Annotated in this window: 9 protein-coding genes; 7 read left to right on the top strand and 2 right to left on the bottom strand. The window is 57.9% G+C overall.

The features are described from left to right. Window positions 1–70 precede the first annotated feature (70 nt). Both GH784_RS07670 and purH read left to right on the top strand, forming a co-directional pair. Window positions 71–1,711 carry a heparinase II/III family protein gene (locus GH784_RS07670; RefSeq protein WP_083211686.1) on the top strand — a complete coding sequence of 547 codons (1,641 nt, stop codon included), beginning with the start codon at window positions 71–73 and terminating at the stop codon, window positions 1,709–1,711. Between the two features lie 153 nt (window positions 1,712–1,864). Continuing rightward, a complete protein-coding gene (gene purH / locus GH784_RS07665) occupies window positions 1,865–3,481 on the top strand; it encodes a bifunctional phosphoribosylaminoimidazolecarboxamide formyltransferase/IMP cyclohydrolase (RefSeq protein ID WP_065705073.1) in 1,617 nt (538 codons plus the stop codon). A 94-nt stretch (window positions 3,482–3,575) separates the two neighbouring features. Here the strand turns inward: purH and GH784_RS07660 are convergent, their stop codons facing one another. Both GH784_RS07660 and GH784_RS07655 read right to left on the bottom strand, forming a co-directional pair. Then, window positions 3,576–5,108 (bottom strand): UxaA family hydrolase, encoded by a 1,533-nt coding sequence (locus GH784_RS07660; RefSeq protein WP_025594703.1) that lies wholly within the window; start codon window positions 5,106–5,108, stop codon window positions 3,576–3,578. A 43-nt stretch (window positions 5,109–5,151) separates the two neighbouring features. Beyond that, entirely contained in the window at window positions 5,152–5,844 is a 693-nt protein-coding gene (locus tag GH784_RS07655; RefSeq protein ID WP_013637003.1) for a FadR/GntR family transcriptional regulator, read from the bottom strand. Between the two features lie 254 nt (window positions 5,845–6,098). Here GH784_RS07655 and GH784_RS07650 point away from each other — a divergent pair, with 254 nt between their 5' ends. From GH784_RS07650 to GH784_RS07630, 5 genes are all read left to right on the top strand, one after another. Then, the gene (locus GH784_RS07650; protein WP_013637002.1) at window positions 6,099–7,664 is read left to right on the top strand and encodes a sugar ABC transporter ATP-binding protein; all 1,566 of its coding nucleotides are present in this window, start codon (window positions 6,099–6,101) and stop codon (window positions 7,662–7,664) included. Between the two features lie 8 nt (window positions 7,665–7,672). Next, window positions 7,673–8,695 (top strand): ABC transporter permease, encoded by a 1,023-nt coding sequence (locus GH784_RS07645; protein ID WP_003516396.1) that lies wholly within the window; start codon window positions 7,673–7,675, stop codon window positions 8,693–8,695. A 74-nt stretch (window positions 8,696–8,769) separates the two neighbouring features. After that, entirely contained in the window at window positions 8,770–9,711 is a 942-nt protein-coding gene (locus tag GH784_RS07640) for an ABC transporter substrate-binding protein (protein WP_003516397.1), read from the top strand. Between the two features lie 120 nt (window positions 9,712–9,831). Then, window positions 9,832–10,845: an aldo/keto reductase gene (locus GH784_RS07635; protein ID WP_065705250.1), complete on the top strand. Its 1,014-nt coding sequence runs from the start codon at window positions 9,832–9,834 to the stop codon at window positions 10,843–10,845. 4 nt (window positions 10,846–10,849) lie between these two features. Continuing rightward, complete coding sequence (locus GH784_RS07630) at window positions 10,850–11,671, top strand: amidohydrolase family protein (protein ID WP_065705074.1); 822 nt, start codon at window positions 10,850–10,852, stop codon at window positions 11,669–11,671. Window positions 11,672–11,674: the final 3 nt, after the last annotated feature.

Raw genomic sequence — 11,674 nt, 5'->3', positions numbered from 1 at the left:
GTGAAACGGGAAACACAGCTTGTCAGGGTCCTTTGCAGGCAGCATCAATGCCGCCGGTCTTCTCTCGCGGATGGCGTATCGTCATCTGTGTGTGGGCCTCGCTCCTTTGCGCCTGCGCATATCCCGGTTTGCCAATCGCGTTCCCGATGTTCTCGTGGCGGCGCCGACTGATCTGAGGGCAATCGATCCGTATTTTGCCGAGGAATTGCTGCGGGGCCGGATTGCGCTCGCCGGCCGCGTCGTAGAAACCGGCGGTCTATCGCCATTTCAGGTGGACTATCCCTCGGTGGTTTTTGAAGAGCGGCTGCATGCATTCGGCTGGCTGCGGCATATCCGTTCCGACAGATCGAGTGAGGCCAGCAAGCGGGCGCGCCGTATCGTTGCCGAATGGATGACTATTCACGGCAAGCGGGTTGCGGGGATCGCCTGGTCTCCGGAGATCGCGGCACAGAGGCTGATTGCCTGGCTGTCCCATTCTCCCGTCGTTTTACATGAGGCCGATGCGGGTTTTTATCGTCGTTTCCTGAAAAGTCTTGCGTTTCACGTGCGTTATCTCGACAGGATCGTCAAACATGCGCCGGATGGCGAAGCGAGGCTGCGGATCAGGATTGCGCTGGCCGTCGCATCCATAGCCATGCCGACCCGCCTGTCCCATATTACTCGGCACGGAATGAAGCTGGCGCAGGAAATGGAACGCCAGATTCTTCCAGATGGCGGGCATGTTTCCCGCAATCCGAGGGTCATGCTGGATTTGCTGCTCGATCTTTTGCCGCTTAGGCAAAGCTACATCAATCTCGGTCACGATCTGCCCTCGGGGCTGGTGCCGGCGATTGACAGGATGTTTCCGGCCATCCGGTTTTTCCGCCATCAGGGCGGCGATCTGGCGCTGTTCAATGGCGCTACCGCCACGCTTGCCAATGAACTTGTGTCGGTACTTCGTTACGATGAGACAGCCGGCCGGCCGTCCAAAATGCTGCCGGATGTCAATTATCATCGTCTTGCAACCGATGAGACGGTCATCATCGTGGACACTGGTCATCCAGGCTCGGCGGAGCTTTCGCGTAACGCCCATTCGGGCTGCCTGTCCTTTGAGATGTCCTGTGGCAAGAGCCGGTTCATCGTCAATTCGGGCTTCCCGAAAAATGCAGCACCCGAATATCAGCGAGCGAGCCGCTCGACGGCGGCCCATTCAACGGTCACGCTGGCCGACACGTCGTCTTGCAGACTATCCCGCTCGAGACTGCTCGGGCCGATCATGGTTTCCGGTGTCAGTCAGGTGGAGAGCCGCCGCGGAACGGATGCAAATGGCAATGATGTCCTGTGGGCGTCGCATGACGGTTATTTGCAGAATTTCGGTTGCTATCACGATCGGGAAATTGAGCTGAATGTTGCCGGTACGAAGATAAAGGGCCGTGATCTGCTTCGGGCCGACGAGAATGTGGTGAAGGCGCAATTGCAATCCATATCGGCGGTATCGCGGTTCCATATCCACCCGCACATCCAGCTATACCAACAGGACGAGGAGTCGGTTTATCTGGAGGCAGCGGATGGAACGACCTGGCTGTTTTCGGCGCCGGGACTGGAGCTTTTCGTGACCGAGGATGTTTTTATGGCGGATGCATCCGGCATGCGGCCTTCGCAGCAGATCGAGCTGCCATTCAATCTGGCGAATACTCGGGAGATCCGCTGGATCATCGAACGCAAGGCGTAGAGGATTCCTGGCGAGTTTCAGGCAAAAACCGCCATAGTTTTCGCCGTTCCGCGTCCCCGCTGTTTATTAATATGGCAAGCTGTGTTAACGCGGCGGCAATTGCTGGATCAATCCCAGTCCAGCCTGTCCTCCCCGTTAAACGGAGTATGCCCGATGGCTGTCGTTTCCAAAAAAATCCCCGCTCCCGATAAAGTCAAAATCCGTACAGCCCTTCTTTCCGTTTCTGACAAGACGGACATTATCGAGCTGGCGACTGTCCTGTCCAAGCTTGGCGTCAAGCTGCTGTCGACGGGTGGCACGGCAAAGGCCATCGCTGACGCGGGACTGCCGGTAACGGATGTTTCCGATGTGACCAATTTCCCGGAAATTATGGATGGTCGCGTCAAGACCCTGCATCCCAACGTGCATGGTGGACTTCTGGCTATCCGGGATGATGCTGATCACGTCGAGGCAATGAAGGCTCACGGTATCGAGGCGATCGATCTCTCCGTCATCAATCTCTATCCCTTCGAGGAGGTTCGCGCCAAGGGTGGCGACTACCCCACGACGGTCGAGAATATCGATATTGGCGGCCCGGCAATGATCCGCGCTTCGGCCAAGAACCACGCCTATGTCACTGTTGTCACCGATCCGTCCGACTACCCTGCGCTGGTGGAAGCCCTGCAGGCCGATGACGGTCAAACCTCCTACGCGCTGCGCCAGACCTTCGCCGCCAAGGCATATGCCCGCACCGCCGCTTATGATGCGGTGATTTCCAACTGGTTTGCTGAGGCGCTGGCTATCGAAACGCCGGATTATCGTGCCATCGGCGGTGCGCTGAAGGAAAAAATGCGTTACGGCGAGAACCCGCACCAGAGCGCCGGTTTTTACCTGACCGGCGAAAAGCGCCCCGGTGTTTCCACGGCGACGCTTCTTCAGGGCAAGCAGCTTTCCTATAACAACATCAATGATACGGATGCAGCCTACGAGCTGGTAGCGGAATTCCTGCCGGAAAATGCGCCGGCTGTAGCGATCATCAAACACGCCAACCCCTGTGGTGTTGCGACGGGTCCTACACTTGCAGAAGCCTACCGGCGCGCGCTGGCATGCGATTCCGTTTCGGCCTTTGGCGGCGTCATCGCCTTGAACCGCACGCTCGATGCGGAAACGGCAGAAGAGATCGTCAAGCTCTTCACCGAAGTCATCATTGCACCCGATGTGACGGAAGAGGCAAAGTCCATTATCGCCCGCAAGCCCAATCTGCGACTGCTGGCAGCTGGTGGCCTGCCAGATCCGCGCGCTGCCGGCATTACGGCCAAGACGGTTTCCGGCGGTCTTCTGGTTCAGAGCCGTGACAACGGCATGGTCGAGGATCTGGAACTGAAGGTGGTCACCAAGCGTGTGCCGACACCTCAGGAACTTGAAGACATGAAGTTCGCCTTCAAGATTGCCAAGCACGTGAAGTCCAATGCGGTGATCTATGCCAAGGACGGCCAGACGGCAGGTATCGGCGCCGGACAGATGAGCCGGGTGGATTCCGCCCGTATCGCCGCCCAGAAGGCGGAAGATGCGGCCAAGGCACTCGGCCTTGCTGAGCCGCTGACGCGGGGCTCTGCCGTGGCTTCTGAAGCGTTTTATCCCTTCGCCGATGGTTTGCTTGCAGCTATTGCAGCAGGTGCCACCGCAGTCATTCAGCCTGGTGGTTCCATGCGCGACCAGGAGGTGATCGATGCGGCCAATGAGCACAATGTGGCGATGGTCTTTACCGGCATGCGTCACTTCCGCCATTAAGCAGAAACGGCGCACAGAATTTAAAAGGCCCGGAAAGTGATTTCCGGGCCTTTTGTTTCACGTGGGACAGTCCGATGCACATATTGGAAGCGGGTCAGGTAACCGCGCCCACCTGCCACGGCACAAATTCATTGTCGCCGTAGTCGTAAATCTCACTGACGGTCTTGTCTCCCGAAGCGACTGCAAGAATGTGCTCGAAAATTCGTTTGCCGGATTCCTCGATGGTTTCCGCGCCGGTAACGATCTCGCCGCAGTTGAGGTCCATGTCTTCCTTCATGTGTTCATACATTTCGGAATTGGTGGCGATCTTGATGCAGGGTGCCGGCTTGAATCCCGATACGGAGCCGCGGCCGGTGGTGAAACAGATGACGTTACAGCCGCCGGCGACCTGGCCGGTGACGGCAACAGGATCGTAACCGGGCGTATCCATGAAGACGAAGCCCTGCTCAGTAACGGTTTCCGCGAATTCGTAGACCGCTTTCAGTGGCATGGAGCCACCTTTGGCCACTGCGCCCAGCGATTTTTCCAGAATGGTGGTCAGTCCACCAAGCTTGTTGCCGTGCGATGGGTTGTTGTTCAGCTCATCGCCGTTGCGAGCGGTATAATCCCGCCACCAGTCGATGCGCTGCAAAAGCTTTTCGGCAACAGCAGGCGTGACGGCACGCTTCGTCAGCAGGTGTTCAGCACCGTAAATCTCCGGCGTTTCGGCAAGAACCGTTGTACCGCCGTTGCGGACGATGAGGTCTGATGCATATCCCAGGGCCGGGTTTGCCGATATTCCGGAGTAACCATCCGAACCGCCACATTCCAGCGCCACCTTCAGTTTCGAAAGCGGCTGTTCAGTGCGCTGGGCAGCATTGACCATTGGCAGCATCGCCTTAATCTCGGCAATGGCGGCATCGATCGTTTTTCGTGTGCCGCCGTGCTGCTGGATCGTCATGGTGCGCAGCCGTTCGCCCTCCTCCATCTTGTAATGTTCGAGGATGGGGGCGATCTGGTTGGTCTCACAGCCGAGGCCGATCAGCAGAATACCGCCGAAATTCGGGTGGCGGGCATAACCCTGAATGGTGCGGATCAGAAGACGATAACCTTCCGATTTCGTATTGAGCGCGCAGCCGCCGCCATGGGTCAGTGCCACAACGCCGTCGACATTGTCGAACCCTTCAAGGCCGCCCTGCTTGTTAAAATAATCGGCGATGTAACGCGACACGGTGGCGGAACAGTTCACGGATGCGATGACGCCGATGTAGTTGCGTGTGCCAACGCCACCGAGACCCCGGTCAAAACCCTTGAAGGTCCGGCGCTCGCCCTCGGGCAGCATGCCTTTTTCCTCGATATCGACACTGAACTGATGCGTGTGTTCGGAAGGCACCATGGCGAGATTGTGCAGATGCACATGCCGGCCAGGCTCGATATCCTGTGTCGCGATGCCGATCACCTGTCCGTATTTCAGGACCTCGTCTCCGGATCTGATAAACGTCAGGGCCACCTTGTGGCCGCGTCCGATCAGCTCCCGGGCTGTCAGATCGCCTCTGCCCGTCGCACCACCGGCCGGTATCGACCGGCGTGCCACCGCGACATTGTCGTTGGCGTTCAGCAAAATGGTTGCCTCGGAATTCTCACTCACGGGTTTTTCTCCTCCCCGGTACATTGCCTGCTATGTTTTGAATTCAGCCGTCTACCCAGCGTCTCTTGGAACCTTCCAGATGGGTATGCATGGCCGCCTGCGCCAGCAGCGGATCTTTCAACTCCAGGGCCGCCAAAATCGCCTCGTGCTCCTGAAGGGCGTGGGTCCAGGTATCGCGATCCTCAAATTTCACACGCAATTGTGCCGAAATCGGGCTGTGGCGCTCATCGAAGAGGTTTGCCACCAGCCGGGCCAGAACGCTGTTACCGGATTGTTCGGCAATGGTGACGTGGAAAAGCCGGTCCTGATCGAGAGGTTTGCGCGCGGCCTCGATTTCCTGCTGCATCGTGTTGAGAATCTGGCGAAGGTTTGCAATCGTTTCATCGGTCATGCGGCTCGCCGCCAGTACGATTGTTGCGCCTTCCAGCGCTGCGCGCGCTTGCATCAGTTCGGAGGGGCTGTCGCCCAAGGATTTGGTGTTGTGGGTTGTCTGAAGGGCCTCGGTGGACACATAGACACCGGAACCCATGCGGATTTCGACGGTGTTGTCGATTTCAAGCGCAATCAGTGCCTCGCGCAGTGATGGTCTCGAAACCCCGAGCTTCTGTGCCAGTTCCCGTTCGGCGGGAAGTCGTGTTCCAGGCAGAAACTCTCCCAGATCGATCAGCTCGCGTATCTGGTCCGCAATCTGCTGATAAAGCCTGCGTGGTTCCGCTATTTTGGCCTGACCATTCATGTGTTTTCTGACGAACCTTGTCTGTTATCTGAATTTGGCCTTACCGTAGCGCCAAGCGCATCAATACGCAAGAAATTACTTAAATACATGAATTTACAATGTTATTTCAATAAGTTTTTTGAGATGATTTTGCGTGTACCAGACGCGGGATTCAAATTTTGGGCTAATTGGCTTGACCATTTTAAAAAAGCGGCCTAACCATTTGGCTCATTATTGCCCCCGGTGGAGCGGGGAGCGCGGGTGGAGGTTTCTTGATGTCGCAGGGCGCATCGACAATTCGAGGCGATTTTTCGCCTGAGGAGACGGCGCGCGGCCTTGGTTCAGGCCTCCTGCGTCTCGAAAACATCAGCAAGGAATTTCCGGGCGTCAAAGCGTTGTCGAATGTGCATTTCGACTTGCGCAGCGGCGAGGTTCACGCTGTTTGCGGCGAAAACGGTGCCGGAAAATCCACCCTGATGAAAATCATCAGCGGCGTTTACCAGCCAAGCGACGGAACCATCCTGCACAAGGGCGTCAAAGTGCAATATGCATCGCCGCTGGAATCCGAAGCCGCCGGCATCGCCATCATCCATCAGGAACTCAACCTCGTTCCGCATCTTTCCGTTGCCGAGAACATCTATCTCGCCCGCGAGCCGCGCCGTGGTTTCCTCGTCGACCGCAAGAAGCTGCGGCTTGATGCAAAGCGCTGTCTCGATCGGCTGGGCGTCGATATCGACCCTGACCAGATTGTCCGCGGCCTCTCGGTCGCTCAATGTCAGATGGTGGAAATTGCCAAGGCGCTTTCCCTGGATGCTGAAGTCCTCATCATGGATGAGCCGACCTCCTCGCTGACCGAGCAGGAAACGCGGCTGTTGTTCAAGGTGATCCGCGATCTCAAGGCTTCTGGCGTCGGCATCGTCTATATTTCCCACCGGCTCGATGAAATGGCCGAAATCGTCGACCGCGTGACGGTTCTGCGGGACGGGCGTTATATTTCGACCGACGATTTTGCATCGATCACCGTTGACGATATCGTCACGCGCATGGTCGGGCGTTCGCTGGAGGAGAAGTTCCCGGAACGCACGTCGCGCCCTACGGATGATGTTATTTTCTCGGTGGAAGGGCTGACGCGCAAGGGTGTGTTCCACGATGTCGGTTTCTCGCTGCGGCGCGGTGAGATTCTCGGCTTTGCCGGACTGATGGGTGCTGGTCGCACGGAAGTCGCACGGGCGATTTTCGGTGCCGATCCTCTGGATGCTGGCAAGGTCGTTTTCAACGGGCGGGAGCTTTCCATCAGTTCCCCGCGAGATGCCATCGAAGAGGGTATCGCCTATCTGTCCGAAGACCGCAAAAGCGATGGTCTTGCGATCAAGATGTCGGTTGCGGCCAATACGACGCTTGCCAATATCGGCGAGGTCTCCAACCGCTTCGGGCTGATCGACTTCAAGAAGCACGACGATGTCGCCAGACGTTACGTCGATCTCCTGAACATTCGTACCCCTTCGATCGAACAGACGGTGCGGCTGCTTTCAGGTGGCAATCAGCAGAAAATCATCATTGGCAAATGGCTGTTCCGGCAGTCGCGCGTGCTGTTTTTCGACGAGCCGACGCGCGGCATCGATGTCGGCGCAAAATTCGCGATCTACAAGATCATGGACGAGCTGGCTGCACAGGGCATCGGCGTCATTCTCATCAGTTCGGAACTGCCGGAAATTCTGGGACTGACGGATCGTATCGCCGTTTTCCACCAGGGCCGGATCACGGGCGTGCTTGAGACCGCCAAGACCAATCAGGAAGAAATCATGCGGTACGCGTCCGGTTACGGCCGGGCCGCGCAGTGAGGAACGACATGGCTAATATTGCAGAACCCAAGAAGAGCTTCGCTTTCAGCGACCGCCAGAAGGACATCATCCAGAAGTTTGCGGCTCTTGGCAGTCTCGTTGTGCTGGTTATGGTGTTTTCCGCCACCAGCAGCGCCTTCTTCTCCGTCAACAATGCCATGACCATTGCGCTTCAGGTGACCTCCATCGCCCTTCTCGGCATTGGTGCGACCTGCGTCATCATCACCGGCGGCATCGATCTTTCCGTTGGTTCGGTGCTTGCTCTGGCCGGTGTCGTTGCCGCGCTTGCGGTGAAGGAGTTGGGTATGCCGGTGCCGGTCGGCATGCTGCTTGGCATTCTGACGGGGTCGCTTTGCGGTCTCATCAATGGCCTCATGGTCACGCGCTTCAAGCTGCCACCGTTTATCGCGACACTCGGCATGATGTTGATCGCCCGTGGCGTGGCACTGCAGATCACCGGCGCGCGAGCGGTTTCCGGCCTCGGCGAATCCTTCGGTGAACTCGGCAACGGCGCCCTCTTCCGCATCGTCAATATTGGTGATGACGGTTTTCCGAACGTAGTGTTTCCGGGCATTCCCTACCCCGTCATCCTCATGGTGGTTATTGCGCTGGCTGTTTCCTTCATGCTCAACCGCTCCATCCTTGGCCGTCACATCTATGCCGTCGGTTCGAATGCGGATGCTGCGCGTCTGTCCGGGGTAAACGTCGCACGCGTCACCAATTTCACCTACATCCTGTCCGGTACGCTCGCCGGGTTGACCGGTTGCGTGCTGATGTCGCGCCTCGTCACAGCCCAGCCGAATGAGGGCGTGATGTATGAGCTGGACGCCATTGCCAGCGCCGTTATCGGCGGCACATCGCTCATCGGCGGCGTGGGTACGATTTCCGGCACGGCAATCGGCGCCTTCGTCATAGGCATCCTGCGCAACGGTCTCAATATGAATGGCGTGTCCGCCTTCACGCAACAGATCATCATCGGTCTTGTCATTCTGGTCACCGTCTGGATCGACCAGCTGCGCAACCGCCGCTGATACAGGGCTGCGGACCCTATCCGCAAACAAGATCGGCACGGGAGGCCCGGTATGCCGACATCACGGAGGAAGAAATGAACAAGCTTACGACCGCCCTTCTGACATCCGCAATCGCGCTGTGGAGCGTCTCCACCGTGCAGGCCGGCGAAATCGCCGTCATCGTCAAGACCGTCAACTCCACCTTCTGGCAGAACGTTCAGAAGGGCGCCGATGCGGCGATGAAGGACTCTGCCGGCAACACCATGACCTTCCAGGGTCCGGCTTCTGAATCGGCCATCGCCGATCAGGTCAACATGGTTGAAAACGCTGTAAACCGTAAGGTTTCGGGTATCGTTCTTGCTCCTTCCGATCCTGATGCGCTGGTTCCGGCTGTCAAGAAAGCCTGGGAAGCCCGCATTCCCGTGGTTCTGATCGACTCACAGCTCGCCAAGGGTTCCGAGCAATATTATCAGTCCTTCCTGGCGACCGATAACAAGAAAGCCGGCGAACTGGCTGCTCAGGCGCTGATCGACAAGGTTGGCAAGGAAGGCAAGATCGCCGTGATGTCCTACGTCGCCGGTGCCGGTTCGGAAATCGGACGCGTTGGCGGTTTCACCGACTATATCCAGATGCATTCCAACCTTAAGATCGTAGGTCCGTTCTATTCGCAGTCGCAGATGGCGACGGCGCTGAACCAGACAACCGACGTTCTGGCCGCCAATTCCGATCTCAAGGGCATCTTCGGCGCCAACGAACCCACCGCAATCGGTGTAGGCCGCGCGCTCGCTCAGGCCGGTAAGGCAGGCAAGGTCGTCGGCATCGGCTTTGACGGTAACCAGGACCTTCAGGGCTTCGTCAAGGACGGCACGCTTGCCGGCATCGTCGTTCAGGGTTCGTATCAGATGGGCGAAAAGGGCATCCAGACCGTTTCGAAGCTCATCAGCAAGGAAAAGGTCGAAAAGTTCGTCGACACCGGCGTTGTTGTTGTCACCAAGGACAATATCGAGAAGCCGGAAGCCAAGAACGTTCTTTATTAACGCATGACGGCGCGCCGCTCTTTGAGCGGCGCGCCTCACAAATTTCAGAAGCGGGATTTCAGTCAATACCGCATACGGTTTTCACATCCGCTCTACCGAAAAATTCAGGAAGCCCTTGCGATGAAAGTCTCCGATACACGTAAATTGCCGCGCCGTGCCGTTGAAGTCACGGTCATGGGCCTTGGTTGCGCGCAGATGGGTAATCTCTACCGCGTTACGCCCTACGAGGAATCCAAAGGTGCGTTCGACAAGGCATGGGAAAGCGGCATTCGCTATTTCGATACCGCACCTTTTTACGGTTACACGCGTTCGGAGCGTCGTCTTGGAACCATGGTGACGGAGCATGACCGAAGCGAATACACCCTCTCCACCAAGGTCGGTCGCGTCATGGTTCCCGATGAAACTGTGGGCCCGGAAGAGGACGCCTATATTGCGCCGCTGCCTTTCCGCCCGGTCTATGATTATTCCTATGACGGTATTCTGCGCTCCTTCGAAGCGAGCCAGCAGCGGCTCGGCGTTCTGAAGCCGGATATTCTCTATGTGCACGATATCGGCTCTTTCACGCATGGCGAAAAGCACCAGCACTACTGGGAGCAGCTGACCACCGGCGGCGGCTTCCGGGCACTCGGCAAGCTGCGCGAGGAAGGGTCGACGGGTGCTATCGGCCTCGGCGTCAACGAGTGGGAAATCGTCGGCGACGCCGTGGATGTTTTCGACATCGACGTTGCCATGCTTGCCGGCCGTTATACGCTTCTGGAGCAGCAGAGCCTTGCCTTCATGAACCGCTGCGCGGAAACCGGCGTTGCGATCGTGGTCGCCGGTGCTTTCAATTCAGGCATTTTGGCAGGCAACCGCAAATTCAACTATGCCGATGCGCCTGCCGACATCATCACGCGGGTGGATGCGCTTCAGGGCGTTTGTGACGACGTTGGTGTTTCGTTGCAGGCGGCTGCGCTGCAGTTTCCGCTCGGGCATCCGGCTTCGGTCACGGTCGTATCCGGCGCGCGCAATGCGCAGCAACTTGCCGCAAACATCGAATGGTTCGAACAGGTTGTTCCGGACGAATTCTGGTCGGAGCTGCAAAAGCGTGGCCTGATTTCCGAAGGCGCACCCGTGCCCGGCACAAAGGCCTGAAGCGATGATCATCGATGCCCACCAGCATTTCTGGCTGATGAAGGATCGTGCCGGGCAATGGCCGCCACCGTCTCTGGCTGCCATCTACCGTGATTTTCTTCCGCAGGATCTGTTTCCTCTGCTGGCAAAGGCCGGAGTTTCCGGAACGGTGCTGGTGCAGACGATGGAAAGTACGGCCGATACGGATTTCATGCTCGATCTGGCTGGCAGCACCGATTTCATCAAGGGCGTTGTCGGCTGGGTGGACATGAAGTCCGTGGATGCTACGGCGGAAATCTCCCGGCGGGCAAAACATCCTGCCTTCAAGGGCGTACGGCCGATGCTGCAAGGCATGGAAGATGTGACCTGGATCGACGATCCCGCGCTCGATGCCGCCGTGGATGCGCTGGTGAAACATGCACTGGTGTTCGATGCGCTGGTCCTGCCGCCGCATCTGTCGCATCTTCTCGCTTTCGCGCGCCGCCATCCGCAATTGCCTGTTGTCCTCGATCACGGCGCGAAGCCGCTTATCGCCACGGGCCAATATGGCGACTGGCGCAGGGACATGGCAGCTTTGGCGGCCCTTCCCAACCTCCATTGCAAGCTGTCCGGCCTTTTGACCGAGCGTGGCGAGCAGAGACCGGAAGCCGTCCGGCCCTATGCCGAAACCATTCTGGAACTGTTCGGCGGCGAACGCGTGATCTTCGGCAGTGACTGGCCGGTATTGCGGCTGGCTGGCGACTATCAGGAATGGCTGGACTTCTGCCGCGAAATCGTGCCTGAGCACGACCATGCGGCCGTCTTTGGCGGCAACGCCGTTCGTTTTTATTCCCTTCCCAACAGGTGATGC

The sequence above is a fragment of the Agrobacterium tumefaciens genome (assembly GCF_009649785.1).
GTDB classification, from domain to species: Bacteria; Pseudomonadota; Alphaproteobacteria; order Rhizobiales; family Rhizobiaceae; genus Agrobacterium; species Agrobacterium tumefaciens.
The sequence above is the reverse complement of the archived record's forward strand: the minus strand, read 5'-3'. Positions and strand labels throughout refer to the sequence as shown.

Excerpts from the sequence above, each read along its gene's own strand:
- GH784_RS07670 (WP_083211686.1), top strand. The coding sequence starts at position 71 with ATGGCGTATCGTCATCTGTGTGTGGGCCTCGCTCCTTTGCGCCTGCGC.
- purH (WP_065705073.1), top strand. The coding sequence starts at position 1,865 with ATGGCTGTCGTTTCCAAAAAAATCCCCGCTCCCGATAAAGTCAAAATC.
- GH784_RS07655 (WP_013637003.1), bottom strand. The coding sequence starts at position 5,844 with ATGAATGGTCAGGCCAAAATAGCGGAACCACGCAGGCTTTATCAGCAG.
- GH784_RS07650 (WP_013637002.1), top strand. The coding sequence starts at position 6,099 with ATGTCGCAGGGCGCATCGACAATTCGAGGCGATTTTTCGCCTGAGGAG.
- GH784_RS07645 (WP_003516396.1), top strand. The coding sequence starts at position 7,673 with ATGGCTAATATTGCAGAACCCAAGAAGAGCTTCGCTTTCAGCGACCGC.
- GH784_RS07640 (WP_003516397.1), top strand. The coding sequence starts at position 8,770 with ATGAACAAGCTTACGACCGCCCTTCTGACATCCGCAATCGCGCTGTGG.
- GH784_RS07635 (WP_065705250.1), top strand. The coding sequence starts at position 9,832 with ATGAAAGTCTCCGATACACGTAAATTGCCGCGCCGTGCCGTTGAAGTC.
- GH784_RS07630 (WP_065705074.1), top strand. The coding sequence starts at position 10,850 with ATGATCATCGATGCCCACCAGCATTTCTGGCTGATGAAGGATCGTGCC.